Source organism: Actinomadura graeca (assembly GCF_019175365.1).
Classification (GTDB): Bacteria; Actinomycetota; Actinomycetes; order Streptosporangiales; family Streptosporangiaceae; genus Spirillospora; species Spirillospora graeca.
Window position 1 is genome coordinate 3,572,047 of the sequence record NZ_CP059572.1, and the last position, 23,894, is coordinate 3,595,940.

The following is a 23,894-nucleotide window of genomic DNA, read 5'->3' on the forward strand; positions in this document are numbered from 1 at the left end:
AAGCCGGTCTGGACGTGGCGCGGTGGCGTAGGGCATGTGCACGGGTGACGTCGTCCGTGCCGGATGCCGGGGTGATCAGGTGCTGGAACGGCAGCGCGGCGGCGGCTTGCGTTCCCCCGTGGACGGCTCGCGTCTCGCGATGACGGTACAAGGTGGCGGTGTAGGACGCGCCCGGGGGTGGTGTCGTCCGCGCCGGGGTCTTGGCGCGATCACGCGCTGGCGACGGCAGTGCGGTGGGCTGCGCGCATCTCGCGGGCGCGGCGCGCAGCTCGCGGCAACGGCCTTGGGCTTGTCTGCGGGTCGTGTCGTCCGCGCTGGGGACCTCTGGGTGATCAAGTGCTGGGGGCGGCAGTGTGGTGGCGGCTGCGGTTTGCGGGCTGCGTTGGGTTGCTTGGCGTGGTTCTAGGCTGGGCCGAGTTTGCGCAGGTCGCGGGCTGATTCGGCGGCGGCTTGGACGGTGGTGAGATCGGCCCCGGTGGCGGCCATGGACGCGGCGGCTACGGCGCCCTCCACGAGCGGCGCGTCCGCGAGGACGGCTTCTACGGCATCGGTGGGGTCGCGGTCCTCGGCGTCCTCGATGAAGGTTTTCGCGGTGAGGACGGAGCTGCCGATGTCGGCGAGGAGGAGGACCCCGTCGCCGTCGTTCGCGGTGGCGACGGCGCGTTCGACCCGGTCGAGGCTGGTGCCCAGGCCGCCGTCGGGGTCTCCTCCGGCGGGTTCGACGACGGCCTTGCCGACGCCCATCGCGCGGGCCAGTTCGGCGGCGCCCTCGGCGAGGGCGCGGCTGTGGGAGATCAGGACGATCCCGACCATGCGCGTCATCCCTCCACGGTCACGTCGGCGAGGGCGCGCAGGATGAGCGCGGTGGACGAGGCGCCCGGGTCCATGTGACCGGTGCTGCGCGCGCCCAGGTAGCTGGCCCGTCCCTTGCGGGCCTGCAAGGGGACGGTCGCCTCGGCTCCTTGGGCGGCGCCGTCGGCGGCGGCGCGCGCGCAGGACGTGAGGTCCGCGCCTCCGGCGAGGGCGGCCTCGTAGGCGGCGACGGCGGGGATCAGCGCGTCGACCATCGTCTTGTCGCCTTCGGCGGCTTGGCCGAGTTCCTGGACGCCTTCCAGCGCGGCGGTGAGCGCGGCTCCGAGGGCGGCGGCGTCCACGTCCGGGAGGTCGGCGACGGCCTTGCCGGCGCGGCGCAGTGCCGTCCCGTAGAGGGGGCCGGACGCGCCACCGGTCTTGGACACGATGGCGCGGCCGGCGGCGATCAGGACCTTCGAGGGCGGCGCGTCGCCGGGCAGGGCGTCCACCGCCTCGACGGCGGCGGTGAACCCGCGATCGAGGTTGAGGCCGTGGTCGCCGTCGCCGATGGCGGCGTCCAGGCGGGTGAGGCGCTCGGCGTCGGCGGAGACGAGCGTGGCGGCGTGCCGGATCCATCCGGCGAGGTCCGCGGCGTTCACCGGCCCCACCGCAAGGCCGGGGTCTCGACGGGCGCGTCCCAGAGCCGCGTCAGCTCCGGCGTCAGCCGGCACACGCTGATCATGCAGCCCGCCATCTCCAGGCTGGTGACGAACGGGCCGACCAGCGGACGCGCGACCGTCGCGCCATGCCCGGACAGCCATTCGGCCGCCGCCGCGTACGCGACGTACTGCTCGATCAGCGGCGTGCCGCCCATGCCGTTCACCAGCACCAGCAGCTCGGACCCGGAGACGGGCAGGTCCGCGTCGATCGCGGTGAGCGCGGCGTCGACGATCTCGGCGGCCGTCCCGGCCCTGACGCGCTCGCGGCCGGGCTCGCCGTGGATGCCGATGCCCAGTTCCATCTCGTCCTCGCCCAGTTCGAAGGTGGGCTCTCCGGCGGCGGGCACCGTGCAGGGCGACAGCGCGACGCCGAACGAGCGGCTGCGCTCGTTGACCTCCCGCGCGACGGCCGCGACGGCGGCGAGGTCGGCGCCCTCCTCGGCGAGCGCTCCGGCGATCTTCTCGACGAACAGCGTCGCGCCGGTTCCGCGCCGCCCGGCGGTGTAGGTGCTGTCCTCGACGGCGACGTCGTCGTCGACCACGACGGAGGTGACCTCGATGTCCTCGTCCTCGGCCAGTTCGGCGGCCATCCGGAAGTTCAGGACGTCGCCGGTGTAGTTCTTCACGATGTGCAGGACGCCCGCGCCGCCGTTCACCGCCATGGTCGCGGCGATGATCTGGTCCGGGACCGGTGAGGTGAACACCTCCCCCGCGCACGCGGCGTCCAGCATCCCGTGGCCGACGAACCCGGCGTGCAGCGGCTCGTGGCCGGACCCGCCGCCCGATACCAGGGCGGTCTTCCCTGCGCGCGGCGCGTCCGCGCGCATGACCGTCCCGCTCGCCCCGTCGACCCGCAGTGAGGGATGGGCCGCGGCGAGGCCGCGCAGCGCATCGGGCACGACGTCCGCCGGGGCGTTGATGAGTTTGCGCATGTCTCAGCTCTACCCCGGTGGGGCGCCCCCTCCCAGGCCCAATCGTGATCAGGCCCGCATCATGATCGCGACTGCGCCGTGTTCGGGTCCGCGCGGCGTTCCTTGATCGTCGACGCGGATGAACCCCGCATAGGGTGGAATGCGTGACCAATGTTCTGGACGACGGTGAGGTGCGGCGTGTCCTCGCCGTCATGGCGCACCCGGACGACGTCGACTTCGGCGCGGCGGGGACGGTGGCGGGCTGGACCGACCGGGGCATCGACGTGGTGTACCTGGTGGTCACCGACGGCGACGCGGGCGGGTTCGACGACGGGATCACCCGGGCGGAGATGGCGGCGCTGCGGCGGGACGAGCAGCGCGCCGCCGCCAAGTACGTCGGCGTGAGCGACATCCGGTTCCTCGGACGTCCGGACGGGCGGGTCGAGGCGACGCTGGACCTGCGCCGTGAGATCGCCCGGGTGATCCGGCAGGTGCGCCCCGACAGGGTGCTGATGCCGAGCCCGGAGCGCAACTATGAGCGCATTTACCCGAGCCACCCCGACCATCGGGCGGTCGGCTCGGCCGCGCTGGACGCCGTCTACCCGGACGCGCGCAACCCGTATGCGTTCCCTGAGCTGCTGGCCGAGGAGGACCTCGGCGCATGGACGGTCCGGGAGGTGTGGATCAGCGGCAGCCCGGCCGCGGGCCTGAACCATTTCGTGGACGTCACCGACCGGTTCGAGCGCAAGCTGAGCGCGCTGCGGGCGCACGCCAGCCAGACCGCACAGATGGGCGAGGGGCTGCCGCGAATGCTGCGCGGCTGGATGTCGGGGAACGCGGCGGCGGCCGGGCTGCCGGAAGGGCGGCTCGCCGAGTCCTTCCAGGTCGTCGACACGGCCTGAGCGACAGCCCGATGGCACGGTCCGATGGGGTGGTCCGGGGGGACGGGCTGCTCCGGGAGGACGGGCTGGTCCGGGAGGCCGTCTGACGGGACGGCCCGGCGAGGTGACCTGATGGACGGATCGACCGAGCGGGCTGACGAGGCGCCGTCCGACGGGGAGGGGCCGAGCCGGGAGCGTTTTGTCCGGCTTGTGTGTCACGTTCCAAACTCATGCACTTACATGCCGTAATCTCCCCGAAATCGGGCATGAGTCTCAGAGCACCCGTGCGCACCACCCTCCCGGAGGCGGTCCGAGGGGCGCGCGGGCCGAGCTCGGGGGAGGTCGGCATGTCATTGGAGATCGAGGCCACCGCAACGTCGTTCGCCGCACCCGAAGTCATCTTCAAGCACCTGTGCGTCGCCGAGGCGTGGGACGAGTGGGGGACGTTCTGGGTCCGGCCCAGGCGGGAGCGTGCAGGCGAGGGCCATCCGAACGGGATCGGCGCCGTCCGGCGCGTCGCCCGCAGCCGCGAGGAGGTCGTGGAGTGGGACCCGCCGCGGCACTACGCCTACATCGCCTTGGCCGGACGTGCGCCGCGCGGGTTCCGCGCTGACATCACCCTGGAGCCGCACGGCTCCGACACCCTGATCCGCTGGCGCGGCGCGTTCGAGTCACGGCTCCCCGGCACCGGGCCGCTCACCCGCAGGAGGCTGCGGCGGCGCCTCGGCACCTACGCCCGGCGGGTGGCGTGGCATTCCGAGCGCTGCGAGCCCGGCTGCCCAGCGCGACTCCCAGGCGCCCTCTGAGAGGGACGTCCTCGCAGGCAGAACGCCCTTTGAGACAGGGCGTCCTCCGAGATAAGGCGCCCTCAGGCCGGACTTCCTCCGAGACGGGGCGGTCGCTGCACGGGACGCCCTCCGGCTGAGCGGGACGCCCTCCGGCTGCACGGGACGCCCTCCGGCTGCACGGGACGCCCTCCGGCTGAGCGGGGCGGCCTTCGGGCAGGCGGGGGGCGCTCTGCCTTCCCGGGGGGTCCGGATTCCCGCAAGCCGGTAATGGACGACAAAGAGTCCGTACGGGTGTAACGGCGCCAGGTGAGCATATGGACGGACCCGGGTACGGCCGCCAATGATCATGGCGGCTCCGGGGGGCGGCCGCCGTCGCGCGAATCGGGGGATCGATGCGACGCCAACTCATCGTGCTCGCCCTGGCGGCGAGCGCAGCGGCGACCGCCGGGGCGGGGCTGACGGCCCGCTGGATCATGTCGGACGAGCCGGACCGCAAGACCGGCGTCCAGGCGGGCGCCACGGGCCCGGTCGGCAAGGACGGGACCGCCGCGGTGGCGCGGCGCCCGCTCGACACCGCGAGGCTGCGGCAGACCGTCCGCGCCTACAACGCGCAGCGGCCCGGCAAGGCGGGCGTAATGGCGGTCGATCTGCGCACGGGACGGTCGTTCGGCGAGAACGAGAAGGGCCGGTTCGTCTCCGCCAGCATCATGAAGGTCGACATCCTGACCGGGCTGCTGCTGCGGCGGCAGAACGACCGCCGGGGCCTGTCCGAAAGCGAGAAGGACCTGGCCAGGCAGATGATCCGGGAGAGCGACAACTCCGCCGCCGACGCGCTGTACGCCGAGTCCGGGTACGGCTCCGGCATCCGCGAGGCCAACCGGCGGCTCGGGCTGACGGAGACCACGCCGTTCCAGACGTCGTGGGGCTCGTCCCTGACCAGCCCGGCCGATCAGGTCCGGCTGCTCACCAGCCTCGCGGGCAATGGACCGCTGGGCCCGCCAGGACGCGAGTACGTCCTCGGCCTCATGGGGACGGTCCTGCGCGAGCAGGCGTGGGGGGTGAGCGCGGCGGCGCGGCCGGGCGAGCGGGTGGCGCTGAAGAACGGCTGGACGCCCGTCCGCGAGCAGGGCCACGGCTGGACGATCAACAGCATCGGCCGGATCACCGGGCCGGACCACGACTTCCTCGTGGCGGTGTGCAGCGGCGAGAACCCCACCATGGAGGACGGGGTCACGACCGTCGAGCACATGGCCGACCTCGTGGTGTCCACCATGCGCCAGTGACCACGGTGGGGCGCTGTCAGCGGAGCGTCAGGTCCCCGCCCGTGCGGTGACCGGGGCGTCAGCCGCCTGTCAGCGTGGACGGCGAGCCTTCAGGCAACACGACTGAAGGAGCGCTGAATGCGGAACACGAGAGTGCTGATCTCCGGGGCGAGCATCGCGGGCCCCGCCCTCGCGTACTGGCTCGACCGGTACGGATTCGAGGTCACGGTGGTGGAGCTGGCGCCGGGGCCCCGGCCGGGCGGGCAGGCGGTCGACGTGCGGGGACCCGCGCTGGACGTCGCGGACCGGATGGGCGTCCTCGGCGACGTCCGGCGGCTGAGCACCGACCTGCGCGGGATGTCGGTGGTCGACCCTTCGGGCAAGGAGGTCTACCGGACGACAGAGAGGACCGTCAGCGGCGGGGAGCTGGACGGCCCCGACGTGGAGATCCTGCGGGACGACCTCGCGGGGCTGCTGGCCGGGGCGGTCGGCGACGGCGTCGAGTACCTCTTCGACGACTCGATCGCGGGCCTGGAGCAGGACGGCGACGAGGTGCGGGTCGTCTTTGCCGGCGGCACCGTCCGCGTGTTCGACCTGGTCGTCGGCGCGGACGGGCTGCACTCCAACACCCGGCGGCTCGCCTTCGGCCCCGAGGAGGACTACCTGCGCCACCTGGGCGGCTACATCGGGGTGTGGACGGCTCCGAACGTGCTCGGCCTCGACCGCTGGCAGACGGTCTTCCAGGCGACCGGGGGCCTGTGGGGCGCGCTGGCGATGAGCGCGCGCGGCAACAGCGAGTGCCGCGTCTACATGGGGTTCGACCATCCGGGCGCGCCCCTGGACTACGACTTCCGCGACGTGCCCGGCCAGCGGCGGCTGCTCGCGGACCGGTTCGCGGCCGCGAACGTGGCCGGCGAGCTGCCGCGGCTGGCCGCGACGATGGCGGACGCGCCCGACTTCCACTTCGACGCCATGGCGCAGATCCACATGGACACCTGGTCGCGCGGACGGGTCGTCCTGCTCGGCGACGCCGGCTACTGCGGCTCCCCCGCGTCCGGCCAGGGCACCAGCATGGCCATGGTCGGCGCGTACGTGCTGGCCGGCGAGCTGAGGGCCGCGGGCGGCGACCACTCCAGGGCGTTCGCGGCCTACGAGGACGAGCTGCGCGGCTTCGTGTCCGCCAACCAGGAACTGGCGCTGACGGGCATCGAAAGGCTGCGCGCCCAGATCGACGCGGGAGCGAAGGGCGTGGAGCCCCCGGAGGAGGAGAAGACCGACTTTTCCGCGGTCACCGACTCCTACGCGCTCAAGGAGTACGACATACGGGACCACTGACGGACGACGGTCTCTGCGTCTACGAGGTCGCAGCGTTCGGCGGCTGCTGCGTCCATGGATCACGGACGGAGGGACGGTCCCAGGACCGGGCGGCGGGCCGGCCGCCCAGCGAGCGGGACGGTCCGTCCGTCAGCGGCGGATCGGGCGGGTGAGCTTCTTGCCCTCGGTGGCGTGCACGGCGACGCAGGTCACGTCGCGGTCGCCGCGGGTCCACGACTCCGCCGTCGGGTAGTAGTAGGACGTCGCGAGGCTGGCGGCGGCGGGGTCGCGGCGCAGCCGGGGGGCCATCAGCCGCTTGCAGCCGGCCGAGGCCTTCTGGCTCATCTCGTTCTCGCTCGGGAAGAGCCCGCCGAGCTTGAACGCGGCGAGCACCTCGCCGTCGTGCGGGCCTGTGCACGGCACGATCTTGACGCTCTCGACCTCCACCGGCCCGTCCGCCGAGGTCGAGGTGGACGCACCGGAGTTGTCGTTGATGCAGTCGCCGACCTTCATCTTCTTGGCGTCGACCTTCTTCGGCTTGGTCGAGGTGATCTTCGGCTTGGCGCTTGTGCCCTTGTCGGAGTCGTCTCCACCGAGAAGGGCATAGCCGGCGATGCTGGCGGCCAGCCAAACGCAGAACAGGGCGATGCCGGCCATCGCCAGGCCACGTCCCTTACCTCCGAGCCGTCCGATCTGGCGGAGGGAGATCACGCCGAGGATGAGGCCCAGCAGGCTCACGCACGGGATGAGCCCGGTGACGAAGGCGCCGATGGCCAGGCCGTTTGTCTTGTCGTTGTTGAGAGGGGGCCCGGAGCCGTACGAGGAGGACGGTTCACCGGGCATGGGATAAGGCGGGGGCGGAGGCGGCGGTACGGGGGGTGGCGGATCCATACCCGGCTGTCCGGGTCCAGGGGGATAGGTCATGAGGAGCGACTTTTGCATATCCGTGGCCCAGGGGTGATCACCATAGCGCAAAAACGGACATTACAATTTGCTCTCAGTCGCCACCGAACCATTGCGCGACGATCTCCGGGCTCACTCACCGTCCGCCCGCCGCCACGCGCCGTTCAGGCGCGGGGATCGGTCAGACGAGGCGCCGCGCCGCCGCCCAGCGCGAGAGCTCGTGCCGGTTCGACAGCTGGAGCTTGCGGAGCACGCTGCTGACATGCGTCTCCACCGTCTTCACGGAGATGAACAGCTCCTTGGCGATCTCCTTGTAGGCGTAGCCCCGGGCGATCAGCCGCAGCACGTCCCGCTCCCGCTGGGTGATCTGGTCCAGTTCCGGGTCGACGGCGGGCACGTCGGTCGCGGCGAACGCGTCCAGCACGAAGCCCGCGAGCCGGGGCGAGAACACCGCGTCGCCCTCCGCGACCCGTCCGATCGCGTCGGTCAGCTCGGGTCCCGAGATCGTTTTGGTCACGTAGCCGCGCGCCCCGCCCCGGACGACGCCGATCACGTCCTCCGCCGCGTCCGACACCGAGAGGGCGAGGAACCTGGACGGGACGTTGCCGTGCAGCCGCCGCAGCACCTCGATCCCCCCTCCGCCGGGCAGGTGCACGTCCAGCAGCACCACGTCCGGCTGGACGGCCTTGATCACGGTGACGGCCTCGTCGACGTCGCCCGCCTCCCCGACGATCTCCACGCCGCCGCCCAGCTCGGCCTTGACGCCCGTCCGGAACATCTGGTGGTCGTCGACCAGCACGACCCTCTTCAACGCCTCGCTCACACTCTGCTCCTTAGAGGGGGGACGATGCTCCTTCGCGGGGGGGGACGATCGCTGCACGCCCCGGCTCGCCCCGGCTCGCTCCGCTCGATTCCCGGCTTCTTCGAGGGGCGGCGGCGCCGCTCCCCCACGGCCCGCCCCGCTCATGACTTCTTGATCTCCAGGCGGACCTCCGTGCCCTCGCCCGGGGCGGTGCGGACGGTGGCCTTGCCGCCGTTGCGTTCCATACGTCCGATGATGGACCCCCGGACGCCCATCCGGTCCTCCGGGACCTGGTCGAGGTCGAATCCCTTGCCCCGGTCGCGGACGAAGATGGCGATCTCGTCGCCCTCCACCTCCGCGTACACCGACACCGACGGCGCCTCGGCGTACTTGGCCGCGTTCACCATCGCCTCACGGGCGGCCTGGAGCGTCGCGCCGATCCGGTCGTCCAGGACGGTGTCGCCGACGCAGACGATCTCGATCGGCACGCCGTGGTCGTCCTCGACCTCCCCGGCGAGCTCCCGGATCGCGGCGGCGAACGTCTGGCCGGGGTCGGCGCGCGGCTGGTAGAGCCAGGTGCGCAGGGTCCGCTCCTGGGAGCGGGCGAGGCGCTGCACCTCGCGGGGGTCGGCGGCGTTGCGCTGGATGAGCGTCAGCGTGTGCAGCACCGAGTCGTGGATGTGGGCGGCGAGCTCGGCGCGCTCCTGGGAGCGGATGCGCTCGTGCCGCTCGGCGTCCAGGTCCTGCCAGAGCCGCACCACCCACGGCGTGACGATCACCGCGACGCCGGTGAGGATGATCAGCATGGCGATGACGACGGAGCGGGCCTGCCCGGCGTCCACCTTCTGCGCGACGAACCCGCCGATGCCGCCGACGACCAGCAGCAGCCCGAGCAGGCTGCGCAGCCACCGCTCGCGCAGGGGCAGCACCCACCGCTGCCGCTGGTCGCGGTCGGCCTGCTGCCAGAGGATCGCCGCGCCGACTCCGCCGACGACGAACGGCCACAGCGCCCACTGGACGATTCCCGCGCCGAGCGGCAGCACCGCCAGCCCGAGCCCGACCGCCGCGTAGGCCAGGAGCTGGCCCCAGTCCCGGCGGCGGGCGGGCGCGGCCGCCGCCGGCGCGGTGTCCTCGTCCGCCCGGGGGACCAGCACCCAGAACGCGGTGTACGCGGCGGCGCCGAGGCCGCTCGCCAGCGTGAGCAGGACGAACGCGGCGCGGACGATCAGCACGTCCACGCCGAGGTGCGCCGCCATCCCGCCGCACACCCCGGCGACGAGGCGGCCCCGCGCGGTCCGCTCCAGCCGCGGCGCCGGGCCGGTCACCGCGTCGGTCACCGTTTCCATCGTCCCTCCTGATGCCCCACGTCAACGATCGTCACATGCCGGGCGGCGGCACGCATCAGGGGCCGTCCCCGGTCCGTTTCCCAGGGTCGTGTCAGGGACCTCCCGGATACCGCGCGGCGGCGCGCGGCGGGACGATGGTGACCATGGGCGACGAGCAGAGGCCGATCACGGACGAGGAGCGGCAGGCCGGAGCGGCGGCGGAGCGGCCGGAGCCGGGGTACCGGCGGCTGGCCCGCGACCCCGAACGGCGTGTGCTGACCGGGGTGTGCACGGGACTGGGCCGCTACACCGGCATCGACCCGGTGGTCTACCGGGTGGGGTTCGCGATCCTGGTCCTCGCGCACGGGCAGGGGATCATCCTCTACATCGCGGCGGCGCTGCTGATGCCCGGGAGGCCGGACGGGCCGTCGCCGGTGGAGCACGTCGTCAGGCGCTGGTTCGACGCCCCGGCGGTGCTGACGATCCTCGGGGCGCTGCTGTGCGTGGGCGTCGCGGGCAGCCTGTTCGGGGGCGTGTCCAGCGACGCCATCGCGATCATGGTGGTGTTCGGGCTGGTGCTGCTCGTCTCGCACGCGCGGGGCGTCGACCTGGTCTCGGTCGCCCGGACCGTCCCGGAGCGGCTCGCGGGGCATCCGCCGGCGTCTCCGGCCTCGTTCTCGCCGCGCGGGCCGTCCGCCTCGTCGGGCGTGTCACCGGGCGTGGACGCCACGCCGGGCACCGGTGGTGGCCTGCCCGAGGGAATGATCGACCTGGGCGCCTACGGACGTGCGGCCGGCGCGGGCACGCCGTCCGGTGGTGTGGCGTCCGGCGCGACCGCCGTCCGCCGCCAGGAGGCGCCCGCCGCGCGACGGGAACGCGGCGGCTCCCCCGCGGCGTCCATCACGCTTCTGGCGGCGATGGCCGCCGGGGCCGCGATGCTCCCGGTGGCGAACGGCTACCCGGCCCCGGATTCGTGGCTGATCGTCATGGCGCCCGCGCTCGCGGTGATCGGCCTCGGCCTGGTCGCCGGCGGCTGGCTGCGCACCCGCGGCCTCGCCACGGCGGGCACCGTGCTCACGCTGACGATGCTCACCACGTCCGCCGTGGGCGAACTGCCACGCAATGCCCGGTATGGGGACGTGGAGTGGCGGCCGACGGACACGAGCCGCACGAACCAGGAGTACAAGGTCGGATTCGGGCAGGGCACGCTCGACCTCACCGCGCTGCCCCTCACCCCCGGTCAGCAGGTCACCATCGAGGCGGGCATCCTCGTCGGCGAGCTGAGGGTCGTGGTGCCGCGGTCCGCGCGCGTCCGGCTGGACGCGCGGATCGGCCTCGGCGACCTGCGCGTGGAAATGCGCACGACCAGCGGCCCGAACGCCAGGGTGCGGCGGGTGCTGGAACCCGAGGGGCCCGCTGTGAGCAACCCGCCGGAGATCGTCCTGCGGATCCGCGGGAAGGTCGGGGACGTGGAGGTGGAGCGTGGCTGAGGACACCTTTTCCAGGGACGGCGGGTCCGGCGAGGGCGGTGGCGCCCGTCCCGCACGCGTGCGCCGCCGGTTCGACCCGGCCGGTCCCGTCACCGGGCTGTTCTTCCTCGTGCTGGCGGGGCTGTTCCTCGCCGACGGGCTCTCGGAGAAGACGATCCTGGAACCGGTGGCGCTGATCCCGGTCGTCCTGATCGGCCTCGGGCTGGTCGGGACCGTCCGCGTGCTGACCAGGGGACGCCGCCGCACCCTCCGCTGACCCGGCCCCGCACCCTCGCCCCCGACCGCGCCCGCGATGCCGACCGCGCCCGCGATGCCGACGGTGACCGCGGCGGTGACCGTGAACGGACGCCGGGGTACATCGCCGGTTTCCGACCATTGTGATATAGATCATGCGAGGGATCGGGAACGTCCGGTCCATACCCGTCGTTGAGGCAACCCGTGAAGTTCTCCGAGAAGAGCGTCTCGCTCGTGGCCCGGCTGCACGTGGACCTGTGCCGCCTCGCCAGCGTGCTGTGTCACGCCTGAGCAGCCGTCCCGTCTGACGGCCGTCCGGGCCGGACCGGCCCTTCGTCGGCCGCCGCTCCCCCCGACCAGCCTCCCGCCCCCTCTTCTCCCCTTCCATCCACTCGCCGTCGTGCCCGCCACCCCTGGGCCGCGCGGCGACCGCGCCTGGAGAACCCCAGTGAACCTCCGCGTCTGGAAATGGCAATTCTGGCAGCAGATCGTGCTGTCGCTCGTGCTCGGCGTCGCCGTCGGCGTCCTGATCCACAACTTCGCCGACGGCGAGGAGACCGCCAAGGACTGGCTCGACCCGTTCGGCGACGTCTACATCAGCCTCCTCAAGGTCGTCGTCGTCCCGCTGGTGTTCGCCGCGATCGTGGTGAGCGTCGGACGGCTCCGCAACGTCGGCAGCGTCGCCCGGCTGACCGGCAAGACCCTCGGCTGGTTCGTCGTCACCTCGGCCATCGCCACCGCCATCGGGCTGGCCGTCGCGCTGATCGTCAAGCCGGGCGAGGGCCTCGGCAAGCTGGCCAGCGAGTCCGCCGAGACCGAGCCGGTCACGTGGACGCAGGTGCTGCACAACCTGTTCCCGTCCAACATCGTCAAGGCGATGGCGGACGGCAACGTCCTCGGCGTCGTCACGTTCGCGGTGCTGTTCGGCGCCGCGCTGGTCGCGATCGGCGAGCGCGGTGAGCGCATCACCGGCATCGTCGACGACCTCTACCTGGTCATGCAGAAGGCCGTCTGGTGGGTCGTCCGCCTCACCCCGATCGGCTCGTTCTTCCTGATCGGCTCGGTCGTGGCGACGTACGGCCCGAGCTCGCTGGAGCCGCTCGCCAAGTTCACCGGCGCGATCTACCTCGCCGTCGCCATCATGCTGCTGCTCGGCTACCCCGCGCTGCTGCGGGTGTTCGGCCGCGTGAACCCGCTGAAGTTCCTGCGCAACTCCTGGCCCGCGATCGAGTTCGCGTTCGTCTCCTCGTCCTCGATCGCGACGCTGCCGATCGCGCAGCGGGTGTCGATCGAGCGCAACGGCGTGCAGCGCGAGTACGCGAGCTTCGCCCAGCCGCTCGGCGCGACGATCAAGTTCGACGGCTGCGGTGCGATCTACCCGGCGGTCGCGGCGGTCTTCGTCGCCCAGTACACCGGCGTGAACCTCGGCATCGCCGACTACTCGCTGATCGCGCTCGCCGCCGTGATCGGGCAGCTCGGCACCGGCGGCACCCCCGGCCCGGCGCTGGTCGCGCTGACGCTGACCCTCACCACGGTCGGCCTGCCGCTCCAGGCGGTCGGCTACCTGATCGCGATCGACAAGGTCATCGACATGGCCCGGACGGCGCTGAACGTCACCGGGCAGCTCACGGTGCCGATCCTGGTCGCACGCTCGGAGGGCCTGCTGGACGACGAGGTGTTCAACGGCAGGCCCGTCGACCTGATCTCCCCCGAGGCGGACGAGAGCCGTGAGGAGCGGCGCGAGGAGACCCTCGGGCAGGGCCGGCGCGGGAAGCCCCAGCCCCCCGAGCCCGCCCCTGCCTGATCATCGTCACAGACTGACGAACGTTACAGAGCGACAGTCGACGAGGACCTGCACCGCGGGCCTGACAGCCCCTACAGCGGGCCCTTTGAGGACGAGGCGTTGCCATCCGGGGGCGCCTCGTCCCGTTTGCGCCTCGTCCCGTTCCCGCGGGTCACGCGTGCAGCGTCACCGCGTAGGCGGGGCCGGGGTTGGTGAACGCGTGGGCGCGGCTGCCGTGGACGCGCACGCGGTTCGCCTTCAGAGGACGCTCGGTCACGCCGTCCACGGCGATGACGACCTCGGCGAGCTCACCGGCGACCAGCGTGCTGACCCGGGTCTTCCCGTGGACGTGCACGGTGGTGCGGTAGCCGGGCGGCCACGTCGCGAGCCACGCTCGGACGCCGTCCACCTCGTCCAGCGGGATCGAGACGGGAACGGTGCCGAAGCCGGCGAGCGGCCACCAGCCGTCCGGCCGCGCCGCGAGGTCGTGGACGCGCGCGGCGAGCTGCCCGACGGTGGGCGGGCGGGTGATGAGGGTGCGTCCATGCGGGTCGTCCTGACCACGCATGGTGAGATCGGGGACCATATCCAGGATGTCCTTCGGTGGTGGGGCCGGTGCGGGAGATTCAGCGGCAACACGAAGGACACAGCGCGCTGGCCACACGGCGGAGCGCCACAGGGCCGAGAGACATACGCGCTGGCATGACTCTAGAAGACACTCAGTCACCGACTGTTGTCAAGTGGATCGCGGGTGTTCATCGTCCGTCCACCGCCGTGCCGCGGGAAACCGCGAGCATGCGGCCCTGAGATCAACGGAACGGAGTCGCCATGGACCGTCGGAGTGTGCTGCGCGGGGGCCTGATCACGACCGGCGGGACGGCCGCCGCCCTGCTCACCGGCGGCGCCGCCTCGGCGCTGGTCAGGACGGGGCGCCCCCGCCTGACCCACGGCGTGCAGAGCGGTGACGTGACCGCCCGCGAGGCGGTGGTGTGGGCCCGCGCGGACCGACCGTCCCGGATGCTGGTCGAGGTGGGCCGGCGCCCCGACTTCCGGAACGCCCGCACGATCAGGGGTCCGGTCCTCACACCGGACACCGACCTCACCGGCAAGACCCTCCTGCGCGGCCTGCCGTCCGGCGAGGAACTGCACTACCGCGTGCGCCTCGACGACCTGGACGGGCGGCTCACGTCCGCGCCCGTCCCCGGCCGCCTGCGCACCGCGCCGCGCCGCCACCAGGACATCCGCTTCGTCTGGTCGGGCGACCTGGCCGGGCAGGGCTGGGGCATCGCCCCCGATTTCGGCGGCTACCGCATCTTCAAGGCGATGGGCGCGCTCGACCCGGACTTCTTCCTGTGCAGCGGCGACCTCGTCTACTCCGACGGCCCCCTCGCCGAGACGGTCCCGCTCCCGGACGGCCGCACCTGGCGCAACATCGTCACCCCCGAGAAGGCCAAGGTCGCCGAGACGCTCCCCGAATATCGCGGCCAGTTCCGCTACAACCTCCAGGACGCGAACCTCCAGGCGTTCAACGCCCGCGTGCCGATGATCTACCAGTGGGACGACCACGAGACCGTCAACAACTGGTACCCCGGCGAGATCCTCGACCTTCCGCAGTACACCGAGAAGCGCGTGGACGTCCTCGTGTCCCACGCCCGCCGCGCGATGTTCGAATACACCCCGGTCAGGACGGCGCGAACCGGGCGCCTCTACCGCAGGATCTCCTACGGCCCGTTGCTGGACGTCTTCGTCCTGGACATGCGCACCTACAAGTCCCCGAACGACGCGAACAACTCCCCCACTCAGAAGGACGGCCTTCTGGGCGCCGAGCAGACGGCGTGGCTCAAGCGCGAACTCCGCGACTCCAAGGCCGTCTGGAAAGTCATCGCGAACGACCTCCCGCTCGGCCTGGTCGTCCCCGACGGCACGGCCCAGGAGTCCGCCGCGCAAGGCGACAACGGCGCCCCCCTCGGACGCGAACGCGAGATCGCCGACCTGCTCTCCCACGCCAAGAAGCACCGCGTCCGGAACATGGTCTGGCTCACCGCCGACGTCCACTACACGGCGGCCCACTACTACGACCCGTCCAAGGCCGCATTCTCCGACTTCGACCCCTTCTGGGAATTCGTCGCAGGCCCCCTGAACGCCGGCGCCTTCGGCCCCAACACCCTCGACGGCACGTTCGGCCCCCAGCTGAGGTTCGCGAAGGCACCACCCCACGCGAACACCTCCCCCGCCGAGGGCTTCCAGTTCTTCGGCGAGGTGGACATAGACGCCCGCAGCCGGGAGCTGACCGTTCACCTGCGGGACCTGGACGGCAAGAAGCTCTTCAGGCAGACCCTCACTCCCTGAGAGCAAGGCCGGAGTACCGGCCCCGGTGGCCTCGGGTCGTCGGCGGGTGGGGAAGCCCGACCGACAAGAACGGGCCCCGCCCTCCCGCGAGGAGGGCGGGGCCCGTTTCGTCATGCGAGGTCAGTCCTCTTCCAGGGTGCGGAGGAACTCTTCCGCGGTGATCGCCGCTGCGTCCGGCGTCGGTCGGTTGGCGATGATCCCGCGCACCACGGAGCGCGCGAGGTGGGCCCGGTACACGGTGGCGATATGGGCGCCGAGGATGCATGAGCGGGGGTCACTGACACTGTCCACGAACCGGGTGTGGTCGGTGAAGGGGTTCTCCGGGAACGGGATGTCGGCGGTCGCGACGATGAACTCCGCTTTCGGCGCGTGTATCAGCACCTCCTTGTGCTCGCCCAAGTACACGAACAGCCTGGTGTTGGCCCACCAGGGGCCGCCCAGCGAGTCCCCGCCGGGCGACCACATCGTTAGGGCGATGGCTCCGTCCGCCGGGCCGGCCGGCCCTTCCTGCGGGCCCTCCGGCTCATCCGAGACGAAGGTGAGCCCGTCCCGTCGGCGCGTGAAGGCCCTCAGAGCGGCGCGCAGGCGCAGCGCCAGACCGCCGGCCTCCTCCGCGAGCAGGTCCACGCTCGGCTCCGGGGGGAGCTGACCGGGGGCGGTGCGGGCGGCGACGGCCCTGTCCCACAGCGGCGCGAGGTCCACGGTCTCCCCGGCGGTTCCGCCAAGGCGAGGGATGTACAACTCGGGGTAGGCCGTCGCCTGTTCGGCGACTTCCTGTCGGGTGCGCTCCCAGTCCGCGGTGATGTCCAACCTGACTTCCTCTCTGCGCTTCGATGGCAGCGTGGTCGGGCCCCGCCCACTGCACTTTGATTCACATGCTCGTCGCAACCCTGCTGATTATGAGGCCGTTATCCACAGAACTCGATTCGGCTACCGCTGATCAGGGCGACTGCCTACCGTCGAGCGCATGGACACGCTCGCGTCCCTCGCCCGCCACTTCGCTAAAACACCGGCCAGGGCCGCGGCCCCGGTGCCCCGCGCTAGGACTCCCGGGGCCGCAGCGATCCACCTCCTGATCACCGAGAACCTGCTGGAGGGGCGTTCAGGATCGGGCACCTTCGTGCGCCGCAGGCCGGAGCTGAAGCGCCTGGCGCGGAACTGGTACGGCGGCAGCGGGCGCGACGGCTCGCCGTTTCGTAAGGAGATGAAACGGCAGGGGAAGGCCAGCGGATCGAGTCGGCGGAGGAGATCGTCACCGCACGCCCCATCAGCGCCGCCGAGGCCGCCCGGCTCGGAGCACTCACCCCACGTGCCCCGGCAGGCCCCTCGGCACGTCCGACAACACCACCGGCATACTAGAACGCATGTTCGACCTATTTGGCCGCTGACATGCGGATACCACCCGCCGTCATCTACCGCGCCACCCACGGCCCCGCCTACCTCCTCGCATGGGAGCAACACCACGACCGCACCTGGTGGGCCCGCCTCCTCTGGATCGAGATCCACCCCGACGGCTACACCGGCCGCCACGCCCGGGTCGTCGCCGCCGACGTCGCCCCCATCCCCGGCCAGGACTACGCCTCCGTCCCCCGGCACCGCATAGACTCGCGCACCCGTCCGCCCAGCGACCCGACGGACCCGCGCGACCCGAGCCACCGACGCGACCCCCAGGCCGGGTTCCGGCTCGCATACGAGCGCGCACTCAACCGCAAACCAGAACCCGACTTCTGAGCCTCCGTACACGACCACGACGAAGCCCGGCAGCGCACCGCCCCCACTTCCCGCAGGCCCCGCAAGGCGATCATCGGCCTGCAGAGCTGGGTCCCGTCTACCGATGCAGGACAACTCAGTCACTGTCGGTGAAGCCGTGGCCGGTTCTGGAGCGGGAGGAGAGACTGAGGAAGGCCGGAGGAGAACAGGGACCCTCGCCCGCAACGGTTGGAAGGTACTCACGGCATGACCGCCGACAAGAAGGCCATCGGCGCGCGCCTGCGCCAGATCCGGGAGGCACCGCCCTACTGGTCACGGGCCGAACTGGCACGCCTCCTGCGCGCCGCCGCCGACCCCCGCGACCGCGCCGACATGCCGCACGTGCCCAGCCTCATCGAAATGATCAAACAGTGGGAGGCGGGCAGATACCTGCCCAACCCCCGCTACCGCGCCCTGTACGCACGCGTGACCGGCCTGACCGAAGACGACCTGTTCGCCCCGCGATCGGCTGCGACGCGATGGTGCCCGGACGGGCTCAAGGGCGTGTCCACGCCGGATGACGAGGCGCGGCTTCTCGCGGCCGCGCAACGTCCGTCGCGGATCGATCTCTCCGTCGTGGACTCGCTGGCGGCGATCCTGGCCGCGGAGCGCCGGGCTGAGGACGCCGGCGGGTCGAGCCCGCTGATCGAGCCGGTGCGGGCGCAGCTCGCCGCGGTCGAGGACATGGTGAGGGGCGCGAGGGGCCCCGTCCGCCGACCGCTGCTGGACGTCGCCGCGCAGTGGGCCCAGTTCGCCGGATGGCTCCACAGCAGCGTCGACCGGCATGACCGGGCGATGGAGTACCTCACCCGCACGCTCCAGTGGGCGACCGAGGTCGGCGATCAAGCTCTGGTCGGCGCGGTCATGTCCTGGCAGGGGTACGTCGCCGAACGGCGCGGGGAGATCGGCCCCATGATCGGGCTCTCGCAGGCGGGACAGCGCGTGCGGCAGTCGGTCGGACGCGTCTACGACCTGTTCCAGGAGGCACGGGGCCGGGCCTTGCTCAACGAGGCGGACACCGTCCGGCAGCTCACCGGGACCGCTGTGGAGGAGGCCGCGGACGTCCGGTCCGACGACGCGCGCCCGTGGGAGTACTACTACTTCGCCCCTGGCTTCTTCGCACTTGAGCACGGGACGGCGTACCGCATCCTCGGCCGCACGGACCCGGACCGCAACGCTGAGGCCGTCGAACTGCTCACCGCGGGCCTGGACGATCTGCCACTGGAGATGCGCGGCTCGGAATGGGCGGGAGACTTCGTTCATCAGCTCGGCCGTGCCTACCTTCAGGCCGGTGAGCGGGACCAGGCCACCCGGATCGCTGACGAGCTGGACGAGATGGCGGGGAGTATCAGGTCGGATCGCCTCGCACGCCACGCTGACAAGCTGCGCTGAGAGCACGGTCGATAAGGCTTCGCCCGCCACTGGCATGGAAAGAAATCTTCATTCATCTCCTGAACGGCTCTGAGATTTGCACGTGTGTCGCTCATGCCACCACCTTTTGCCCTGAGAGATTCATTCTTCGAGTGAAAGACTAATCAGCGCTGGTGATTGCGGTCTTCAAGCAGGACGCTTGGTTCCCTGCGCTTGCTTGCGGGGGCGGCAGCGCCTTCCCCGGCGGCCTAGGATGACGGGTTGCGGGACTCGTGTTCGGGTGCGCCGGGGTCAGGAGTGAGCGATGGGCCAGGGCAAGGGAGGGCGCGACGCCTCGTTAGGCTCCGATGGGGAACCATTCCCAGACCCGGCCCGGCTCTGCAGTGTCGCCGAGTTGAAGGGCGAGCTCAGGCGGTTGAAGGCGTGGTCCGGGCTGTCCTACCGAGAGTTGGAGCGCAGGGCGCAGAGCACTGGCCACCCGCTGCCCCACACGACCATTGCGGCGATGCTCAGTGCGTCCCGTCCACGGCTGCCACGGGACGAGCAGATCGAGGCGTTCACTCGCGCGTGCGGATGCGACGATGAGCAGGTCGCGGCTTGGGTGGCGGCCCGCCGTCGCATCGCCATGGAGGACGCGGTCCCTGAACAAGTACAAGTGCCCCCGCAGGAGTCGGACGGCCTTTCCTCTCCGGGGCTCCGCCGACGTCCTCTGCTGATCATTGGTGGGTTGTGCGCTGTGACCGTTGCCGTTCTGTTGGCGGTCGCGGTGGGGGACCGATTCTCGCGTGGATCGAGTGGGAAGAGCCTTTCGCCGGGGGCGTCGGCGTCCGTTCAGGCTGGACGCACCGGGAGCACCGGGCCTGGTCCGGGGCGGTATCGCATTCGTGCCGCGCATTCGGGGATGTGCCTGTCGGAGGTGCCGTCCGCGTCGAGCGGGCTGGTCACACAGACGTCCTGCGCCCGGTCCTTTCCGCCGATGGAGTTGGAACGCCGGCCCGGCGGCTATCGCATTCTCACGCACCACCCCGAGTTCGGCCTTGGGTGCATGGGCATCTCGGAAGGACGCAAGACGCCGGGCCCCTACGTGTTCGACGACCAATGCGGTGACGAGAACGCCGGGGGCGAGGTCTTCTCGTTCGAACCGGTTGGCGGCGCGGCCCCCGGGTTCACCATCCGAGCCGTTCACAGCGGCTTCTGCCTCGGGTTCCCGGAAGACACCAAGCGGGATCGGGCACCGCTGTTCCACATGCCGTGCGACGGTTCCGCCGGCCAGGTGTTCGTCCTCGTCCCGGGATAGCGCCGAGCGGAGATTGTCGTCCGCGCTCGGCGGGTGAGGCGCGGGCGGCGGAGGTGCGGGCGGCGGAGGTGCGTGGCGCGGCGGCCGCGGAGAGCAGGCCATCGGAACCCTGCGGTGCCGGACGGTCCGGCCGGATGAATGTGGGTCATCTGGTGAGGAGTAGGTACATGATCGCGCTTATCGCCCCATCGGTGGCGGGCATCCCGCGACCGCGCGGGAAGCCGGGGGAAAAGAGGGGCAGGCGCCAGCCCTGAATCCGGTGCGGCCTTTCATCCGCGAGGCGGTGCATAACAGGCGCGGAAGGCATCGGGGCAGGTCCGGGCGCAGATGGCCGGAGTTATAAATCGGAAGATTGACGTGCAATACGGACGTTTTCTGTCCGATTTTACTTTGTTCATACTCAAGGGTTGCCTGTTCTATACAGCATGGATGAGTAACTATTCACGACACGGAATGCAGGCAATTCCGTGATCGATTCTTGGTACGGCCTCCCCCAGGGCCGCCTCCCCCGGTACACAAGATCAGAGGAGTGGTACGTGAATTACGGAGACGAGCTACGACGCGAGATCCTGTCGAATGGAGTCACCCCGCTCATCGGCGTGTTCGACATGTTCTCCGCCTCCGTCGCCGCACAGCACTACGACGGCCTGTTCGTGTCGGGCTTCGGGTTCGCCGCGTCCTACTACGGGCTCCCCGACATCGGCTTCATCGCCTGGCCCGACATGGTGGCGTTCGTGCAGCGGCTGCGGCTCGCCTTCCCCGGCCGGCATCTGCTGGTCGACATCGACGACGGATACGTCGACCCCGAGGTCGCGTGCCACGTCGTCGAGCATCTGGAGCGGATCGGCGCGTCCGGCGTGATCCTGGAGGACCAGCAGCGCCCGCGGCGCTGCGGGCACGTGGAGGGCAAGCGGATCCTGCCGCTGCCGGAGTACCTGGAGAAGCTCGACATGGTCCTGAGCACCCGCCGGGACCTCGTCGTCGTCGCCCGCACCGACGCCACCGAGGACGAGGAGATCCTCACGCGCGCCAAGGCCCTGGCGGATACCGACGCGGACGTCATCCTGGTGGACGGCGTCCGGAGCATCGACTGGATCCACCGGGTCCGGGCCGTCATCGGCGACAAGCCCCTGCTGTTCAACCAGATCGCGGGTGGCAAGTCGCCGCGCGTCTCGCTGCCCGAACTGGCCGATCTGGGGGTGAACGTCGCCATCTACAGCACCCCCTGCCTCTTCGCGGCGCAGAGCGCCATGGACGAGGCGCTCCAGCGTCTCAAGGGCAGCGAGGGACGGCTCCCCGAGACCACCACCGGGAGCATCGGGGTCAAGGAGTCGCTCGCGCTGCTCGAACGCAACATCAGCCGGAACCATCCGAAGCCGCAGCGGGAGCTGGCGGACGCCCTGGTGTGATCCGCCCGATGGCAGGCACGTCCGCCGACGAGCAAGGAAACACATGCGTGCTGTCTCCGCGGTGATGACGCGGCTGCATATCGATCCCTACATCGCGGCGATTCTCTGTTCGGTGGGAATCGCCGCGATGTTCCCCGCCCGTGGGGCCGCCGCCGGGGCCCTCGACTGGACGGGCACGGCCGCGATCACCCTGTTGTTCTTCTTCTACGGCGCCCGGCTCTCCACCGGCGAGGCGCTGCGCGGGCTGCGGCACTGGCGGCTGCACACGGCGATCTCGTCGGTGACCTTCGTGGTCTTCCCGGCCCTCGGGATCGGCTGCGCGTTCTTCCTGGAGGACACGCTCCACGCGGGCGTCGTGTTCCTGTGCGTGCTGCCGTCCACGGTGCAGTCGTCGATCACGCTCACCTCCATCGCCGGGGGCAACGAGGCGGGCGCCATCTGCAGCGCCTCGCTGTCCAACCTGGCCGGGGTGGTGCTGACGCCGCTGATGGCGGCCGCGCTGATCTCGGTGGAGGGCGGATTCTCGCTCGGCTCCGTCGGCGACATCACCGTGCGGCTGCTGCTGCCGTTCCTGGTGGGGCAGCTCGTCCAGCGGTGGATCGGCGACCACCTGCGGGCCCGGCGGCGGCTGCTGTCGCGGTACGACCGCGGAGTGATCCTGCTGGTCGTCTACACGGCGTTCAGCCACGGCATCGTCACCGGCGTCTGGGACGGTCTCGAAGCGCTGGAGCTCGGCGTCCTCGTCGTGGTCATCGCCGGCCTCCTGGCCGTCGCGCTGACCGCCGCGGGGCTGATCTCCCGATTCGGCGGCTTCTCCGACGCGGACCGCATCGCCGTCCTCTTCTGCGGCTCGCAGAAGAGCCTCGCGAGCGGCCTGCCCATGGCGACCGTCCTGTTCGCCGGCGCCGCCGTCAGCACCGCCGTGCTCCCGCTGATGCTCTACCACCAGCTCCAGCTGCTGGTGTGCTCCTGGCTCGCGCAGCGTTTCGCGAAACGCCCGGCGCCGGAGCCCGCCGGCGTCACCGCCTGAAAGGACACCATGTCCGTCAAACCCCTCATATCCACTAAGCCCCTCACGTCCATCAAGCCCCCCACATCCATCAGATCCCTTGGGCCCATCACGCCCCTCGCGGGGCTCCTCAAGGCCCTCGCGGGCGCCGCGCTCGCCTGCACCGCCGTCCTCGGGACGGCCGGGACCGCGTCGGCGGCCGAGTCCGGGGACGTCAACGTCAACATCTACAACGTCGACAACAGCGGCGACGACGCCGGGAACGACAGCCTCCTGGAGATCGACCGGTCACTGAACCTCGCCAAGGGGGACGGCAGCCCCGGCAGCGACATCATCAACCAGGTCGGCGCCGCGTCCAGCGGCATGTCGCCGGGGTCGTCCAACGGTTCGCTGACCGGTTCGGCCACCGATCTGGCGCCTGGTGATTCTGACGACGAGTGAGTGGTGTTCTCACCTTTTCGGTCGTGTGGTCCACGACGGGGACCGGAGATGTATGAAGTGACCCCGTTACGGTCCGTGGACGGACGCCCACTCAGTGAGAGGGCGGCGAAACCGACGCTCCGGAGGAGCAGTGACCCCCGAGACACGAACAGACACAGATGAAGTGGCCAATATGGACAAGGTCGATGTCCATCCCGATGTCCACCGGCCCACCGAGACCGACGAAGAGCAGGTCCTGGCGGGCCTGTACGGCGCCGCGGACGAGGACGGCGTCCACCGCGGAGAGGGCGCCTGATGGGCACGGCGGCACAGATGCTGGCGGAGGCCCGCAGATCCCTCGGCTTGTCGGGCCGTCCGAATAGGATCAGCCGGGAGTACGCGTCCAGGCACGGAGACGAGTTCCTCCGGGCGTCCTGGTGCGACATGGCCATCACCTACTGGGCGCGGCACAGCGGCAACGCCGGCGCCGTCCTGCCGGGCGGCGACCGCGCCTACACCGTCTGGCACGCGGAGGACTTCCAGAAGGCCGGGCACTGGCACAAGGGCACGACGGCCGCGGTCAACGACGCCAGACCCGGCGACATCGTGTTCTTCGACTGGGGCGAGACCAACCGGGTGTCGGCCATCGACCACGTCGGCATCGTCGAGAGGGTCCTCGGAGGCGGACGGCTCCAGACCATCGAGGCCAACACCGCCGACGCCTGCAGGCGCCGCGTGCGCGCGTCGAGCGTGATCGCCGGGTACGGACGGCCCGCCTACGGCGGGTCCGACTGGACGGAGGACATCGTGAAGAAGCTGCCGCAGCTCAAGAAGGGCGACTCGGGCGAGCACGTCGAGAGCGTGCAGGGCCTCCTCCTCGCCCGCAGCCACCCCGAGATCCGCCTGACGGGCAGGTTCGACGATGAGACGGAGAAGGCGGTGAAGTCCGTGCAGCGCTGGGGCGGCGTCACCGCCGACGGCGTCGTCGGGCCGAAGACCTGGTCCGTCCTCCTGCGCGTCCACTAGCAGATTGCGATGCGCGCATAGAAGGTCCCGGCGCGCATGCGCAAGGGACCATCGGTCCGG

At 71.2% G+C, this 23,894-nt stretch carries 25 protein-coding genes; 17 read left to right on the forward strand and 8 right to left on the reverse strand.

Annotated elements, in window-relative coordinates:
- Nucleotides 1-402: 402 nt before the first annotated feature.
- Genes dhaM through dhaK form a run of 3 tightly spaced genes read right to left on the reverse strand, consistent with a single transcriptional unit; the run spans nucleotide 403 to nucleotide 2,443 of the window.
- A complete protein-coding gene (gene dhaM, locus AGRA3207_RS15635; RefSeq protein WP_231335356.1) occupies nucleotides 403-822 on the reverse strand; it encodes a dihydroxyacetone kinase phosphoryl donor subunit DhaM in 420 nt (139 codons plus the stop codon).
- A complete protein-coding gene (gene dhaL, locus AGRA3207_RS15640; protein ID WP_231335357.1) occupies nucleotides 819-1,451 on the reverse strand; it encodes a dihydroxyacetone kinase subunit DhaL in 633 nt (210 codons plus the stop codon). The genes dhaM and dhaL overlap by 4 nt, the downstream gene beginning before the upstream one ends.
- Entirely contained in the window at nucleotides 1,448-2,443 is a 996-nt protein-coding gene (gene dhaK / locus AGRA3207_RS15645; RefSeq protein ID WP_231335358.1) for a dihydroxyacetone kinase subunit DhaK, read from the reverse strand. Before dhaK ends, dhaL begins: the two co-directional genes overlap by 4 nt.
- A 191-nt stretch (nucleotides 2,444-2,634) precedes the next feature.
- On the opposite strand from dhaK, the gene AGRA3207_RS15650 reads away from it, so the two are divergent.
- The 4 genes from AGRA3207_RS15650 (at nucleotide 2,635) to AGRA3207_RS15665 (ending at nucleotide 6,688) form a co-directional block, all read left to right on the forward strand.
- Complete coding sequence (locus tag AGRA3207_RS15650; protein ID WP_231336306.1) at nucleotides 2,635-3,324, forward strand: PIG-L deacetylase family protein; 690 nt, start codon at nucleotides 2,635-2,637, stop codon at nucleotides 3,322-3,324.
- Between the two features lie 326 nt (nucleotides 3,325-3,650).
- A complete protein-coding gene (locus tag AGRA3207_RS15655; RefSeq protein ID WP_231335359.1) occupies nucleotides 3,651-4,109 on the forward strand; it encodes an SRPBCC family protein in 459 nt (152 codons plus the stop codon).
- A 374-nt stretch (nucleotides 4,110-4,483) separates the two neighbouring features.
- A complete protein-coding gene (locus AGRA3207_RS15660; protein ID WP_231335360.1) occupies nucleotides 4,484-5,374 on the forward strand; it encodes a serine hydrolase in 891 nt (296 codons plus the stop codon).
- Between the two features lie 117 nt (nucleotides 5,375-5,491).
- Nucleotides 5,492-6,688, forward strand: coding sequence for an FAD-dependent monooxygenase (locus AGRA3207_RS15665; protein WP_231335361.1), 1,197 nt, complete (start codon nucleotides 5,492-5,494; stop codon nucleotides 6,686-6,688).
- 129 nt (nucleotides 6,689-6,817) lie between these two features.
- Here AGRA3207_RS15665 and AGRA3207_RS15670 read toward each other — a convergent pair whose 3' ends face one another.
- The 3 genes from AGRA3207_RS15670 to AGRA3207_RS15680 all read right to left on the reverse strand — a co-directional run bounded on the left by AGRA3207_RS15670 (nucleotide 6,818) and on the right by AGRA3207_RS15680 (nucleotide 9,718).
- The gene (locus AGRA3207_RS15670; protein WP_231335362.1) at nucleotides 6,818-7,510 is read right to left on the reverse strand and encodes a DUF4190 domain-containing protein; all 693 of its coding nucleotides are present in this window, start codon (nucleotides 7,508-7,510) and stop codon (nucleotides 6,818-6,820) included.
- A gap of 241 nt (nucleotides 7,511-7,751) precedes the next feature.
- Nucleotides 7,752-8,348 (reverse strand): LuxR C-terminal-related transcriptional regulator, encoded by a 597-nt coding sequence (locus AGRA3207_RS15675; protein WP_273700060.1) that lies wholly within the window; start codon nucleotides 8,346-8,348, stop codon nucleotides 7,752-7,754.
- 185 nt (nucleotides 8,349-8,533) lie between these two features.
- Entirely contained in the window at nucleotides 8,534-9,718 is a 1,185-nt protein-coding gene (locus AGRA3207_RS15680) for an ATP-binding protein (protein WP_231335363.1), read from the reverse strand.
- A 143-nt stretch (nucleotides 9,719-9,861) separates the two neighbouring features.
- Here AGRA3207_RS15680 and AGRA3207_RS15685 point away from each other — a divergent pair, with 143 nt between their 5' ends.
- The 4 genes from AGRA3207_RS15685 to AGRA3207_RS15695 all read left to right on the forward strand — a co-directional run bounded on the left by AGRA3207_RS15685 (nucleotide 9,862) and on the right by AGRA3207_RS15695 (nucleotide 13,225).
- Complete coding sequence (locus AGRA3207_RS15685; RefSeq protein ID WP_231335364.1) at nucleotides 9,862-11,187, forward strand: PspC domain-containing protein; 1,326 nt, start codon at nucleotides 9,862-9,864, stop codon at nucleotides 11,185-11,187.
- Nucleotides 11,180-11,443: a hypothetical protein gene (locus AGRA3207_RS15690; RefSeq protein ID WP_231335365.1), complete on the forward strand. Its 264-nt coding sequence runs from the start codon at nucleotides 11,180-11,182 to the stop codon at nucleotides 11,441-11,443. Before AGRA3207_RS15685 ends, AGRA3207_RS15690 begins: the two co-directional genes overlap by 8 nt.
- 170 nt (nucleotides 11,444-11,613) lie before the next feature.
- Nucleotides 11,614-11,712 (forward strand): putative leader peptide, encoded by a 99-nt coding sequence (locus AGRA3207_RS40085; RefSeq protein ID WP_338028282.1) that lies wholly within the window; start codon nucleotides 11,614-11,616, stop codon nucleotides 11,710-11,712.
- Between the two features lie 109 nt (nucleotides 11,713-11,821).
- A complete protein-coding gene (locus AGRA3207_RS15695; protein WP_231335366.1) occupies nucleotides 11,822-13,225 on the forward strand; it encodes a dicarboxylate/amino acid:cation symporter in 1,404 nt (467 codons plus the stop codon).
- A 151-nt stretch (nucleotides 13,226-13,376) separates the two neighbouring features.
- Here the strand turns inward: AGRA3207_RS15695 and AGRA3207_RS15700 are convergent, their stop codons facing one another.
- Complete coding sequence (locus AGRA3207_RS15700; RefSeq protein ID WP_231335367.1) at nucleotides 13,377-13,790, reverse strand: cupin domain-containing protein; 414 nt, start codon at nucleotides 13,788-13,790, stop codon at nucleotides 13,377-13,379.
- A 242-nt stretch (nucleotides 13,791-14,032) separates the two neighbouring features.
- Here AGRA3207_RS15700 and AGRA3207_RS15705 point away from each other — a divergent pair, with 242 nt between their 5' ends.
- Nucleotides 14,033-15,553, forward strand: a complete 1,521-nt coding sequence (locus tag AGRA3207_RS15705; RefSeq protein WP_231335368.1) for an alkaline phosphatase D family protein — start codon at nucleotides 14,033-14,035, stop codon at nucleotides 15,551-15,553.
- Nucleotides 15,554-15,673: 120 nt separating this feature from the next.
- Here AGRA3207_RS15705 and AGRA3207_RS15710 read toward each other — a convergent pair whose 3' ends face one another.
- Entirely contained in the window at nucleotides 15,674-16,363 is a 690-nt protein-coding gene (locus tag AGRA3207_RS15710) for a hypothetical protein (RefSeq protein WP_231335369.1), read from the reverse strand.
- A 579-nt stretch (nucleotides 16,364-16,942) separates the two neighbouring features.
- On the opposite strand from AGRA3207_RS15710, the gene AGRA3207_RS15715 reads away from it, so the two are divergent.
- The 8 genes from AGRA3207_RS15715 (at nucleotide 16,943) to AGRA3207_RS15745 (ending at nucleotide 23,834) form a co-directional block, all read left to right on the forward strand.
- Nucleotides 16,943-17,284 (forward strand): hypothetical protein, encoded by a 342-nt coding sequence (locus AGRA3207_RS15715; RefSeq protein ID WP_231335370.1) that lies wholly within the window; start codon nucleotides 16,943-16,945, stop codon nucleotides 17,282-17,284.
- 225 nt (nucleotides 17,285-17,509) lie between these two features.
- Complete coding sequence (locus AGRA3207_RS15720) at nucleotides 17,510-18,694, forward strand: helix-turn-helix domain-containing protein (protein ID WP_231335371.1); 1,185 nt, start codon at nucleotides 17,510-17,512, stop codon at nucleotides 18,692-18,694.
- 373 nt (nucleotides 18,695-19,067) lie between these two features.
- Nucleotides 19,068-19,970, forward strand: a complete 903-nt coding sequence (locus tag AGRA3207_RS15725; protein WP_231335372.1) for a helix-turn-helix domain-containing protein — start codon at nucleotides 19,068-19,070, stop codon at nucleotides 19,968-19,970.
- Nucleotides 19,971-20,506: 536 nt separating this feature from the next.
- Entirely contained in the window at nucleotides 20,507-21,379 is an 873-nt protein-coding gene (locus AGRA3207_RS15730; protein WP_231335373.1) for an isocitrate lyase/PEP mutase family protein, read from the forward strand.
- Nucleotides 21,380-21,422: 43 nt separating this feature from the next.
- Nucleotides 21,423-22,409, forward strand: coding sequence for a bile acid:sodium symporter family protein (locus AGRA3207_RS15735; protein ID WP_231335374.1), 987 nt, complete (start codon nucleotides 21,423-21,425; stop codon nucleotides 22,407-22,409).
- A 9-nt stretch (nucleotides 22,410-22,418) separates the two neighbouring features.
- A complete protein-coding gene (locus AGRA3207_RS15740; protein WP_231335375.1) occupies nucleotides 22,419-22,829 on the forward strand; it encodes a hypothetical protein in 411 nt (136 codons plus the stop codon).
- A 172-nt stretch (nucleotides 22,830-23,001) separates the two neighbouring features.
- The gene (locus tag AGRA3207_RS39825; RefSeq protein ID WP_273700048.1) at nucleotides 23,002-23,124 is read left to right on the forward strand and encodes a hypothetical protein; all 123 of its coding nucleotides are present in this window, start codon (nucleotides 23,002-23,004) and stop codon (nucleotides 23,122-23,124) included.
- Nucleotides 23,124-23,834 carry a C40 family peptidase gene (locus tag AGRA3207_RS15745; RefSeq protein WP_231335376.1) on the forward strand — a complete coding sequence of 237 codons (711 nt, stop codon included), beginning with the start codon at nucleotides 23,124-23,126 and terminating at the stop codon, nucleotides 23,832-23,834. The genes AGRA3207_RS39825 and AGRA3207_RS15745 overlap by 1 nt, the downstream gene beginning before the upstream one ends.
- Nucleotides 23,835-23,894 lie beyond the last annotated feature (60 nt).

What these genes read in the sequence shown, in the direction of transcription:
- AGRA3207_RS15655 (WP_231335359.1), top strand. Translation starts at nt 3,651, where the DNA reads ATGTCATTGGAGATCGAGGCCACCGCAACGTCGTTCGCCGCACCCGAA.
- AGRA3207_RS15680 (WP_231335363.1), bottom strand. Translation starts at nt 9,718, where the DNA reads ATGGAAACGGTGACCGACGCGGTGACCGGCCCGGCGCCGCGGCTGGAG.
- AGRA3207_RS15685 (WP_231335364.1), top strand. Translation starts at nt 9,862, where the DNA reads ATGGGCGACGAGCAGAGGCCGATCACGGACGAGGAGCGGCAGGCCGGA.
- AGRA3207_RS15720 (WP_231335371.1), top strand. Translation starts at nt 17,510, where the DNA reads ATGACCGCCGACAAGAAGGCCATCGGCGCGCGCCTGCGCCAGATCCGG.
- AGRA3207_RS15700 (WP_231335367.1), bottom strand. Translation starts at nt 13,790, where the DNA reads ATGGTCCCCGATCTCACCATGCGTGGTCAGGACGACCCGCATGGACGC.
- dhaM (WP_231335356.1), bottom strand. Translation starts at nt 822, where the DNA reads ATGACGCGCATGGTCGGGATCGTCCTGATCTCCCACAGCCGCGCCCTC.
- AGRA3207_RS39825 (WP_273700048.1), top strand. Translation starts at nt 23,002, where the DNA reads ATGGACAAGGTCGATGTCCATCCCGATGTCCACCGGCCCACCGAGACC.
- AGRA3207_RS15670 (WP_231335362.1), bottom strand. Translation starts at nt 7,510, where the DNA reads ATGCCCGGTGAACCGTCCTCCTCGTACGGCTCCGGGCCCCCTCTCAAC.
- AGRA3207_RS15705 (WP_231335368.1), top strand. Translation starts at nt 14,033, where the DNA reads ATGGACCGTCGGAGTGTGCTGCGCGGGGGCCTGATCACGACCGGCGGG.
- AGRA3207_RS15650 (WP_231336306.1), top strand. Translation starts at nt 2,635, where the DNA reads ATGGCGCACCCGGACGACGTCGACTTCGGCGCGGCGGGGACGGTGGCG.
- AGRA3207_RS15660 (WP_231335360.1), top strand. Translation starts at nt 4,484, where the DNA reads ATGCGACGCCAACTCATCGTGCTCGCCCTGGCGGCGAGCGCAGCGGCG.
- AGRA3207_RS15740 (WP_231335375.1), top strand. Translation starts at nt 22,419, where the DNA reads ATGTCCGTCAAACCCCTCATATCCACTAAGCCCCTCACGTCCATCAAG.
- AGRA3207_RS15665 (WP_231335361.1), top strand. Translation starts at nt 5,492, where the DNA reads ATGCGGAACACGAGAGTGCTGATCTCCGGGGCGAGCATCGCGGGCCCC.
- AGRA3207_RS15735 (WP_231335374.1), top strand. Translation starts at nt 21,423, where the DNA reads ATGCGTGCTGTCTCCGCGGTGATGACGCGGCTGCATATCGATCCCTAC.
- AGRA3207_RS15675 (WP_273700060.1), bottom strand. Translation starts at nt 8,348, where the DNA reads ATGTTCCGGACGGGCGTCAAGGCCGAGCTGGGCGGCGGCGTGGAGATC.
- AGRA3207_RS15715 (WP_231335370.1), top strand. Translation starts at nt 16,943, where the DNA reads ATGCGGATACCACCCGCCGTCATCTACCGCGCCACCCACGGCCCCGCC.
- AGRA3207_RS15745 (WP_231335376.1), top strand. Translation starts at nt 23,124, where the DNA reads ATGGGCACGGCGGCACAGATGCTGGCGGAGGCCCGCAGATCCCTCGGC.
- dhaK (WP_231335358.1), bottom strand. Translation starts at nt 2,443, where the DNA reads ATGCGCAAACTCATCAACGCCCCGGCGGACGTCGTGCCCGATGCGCTG.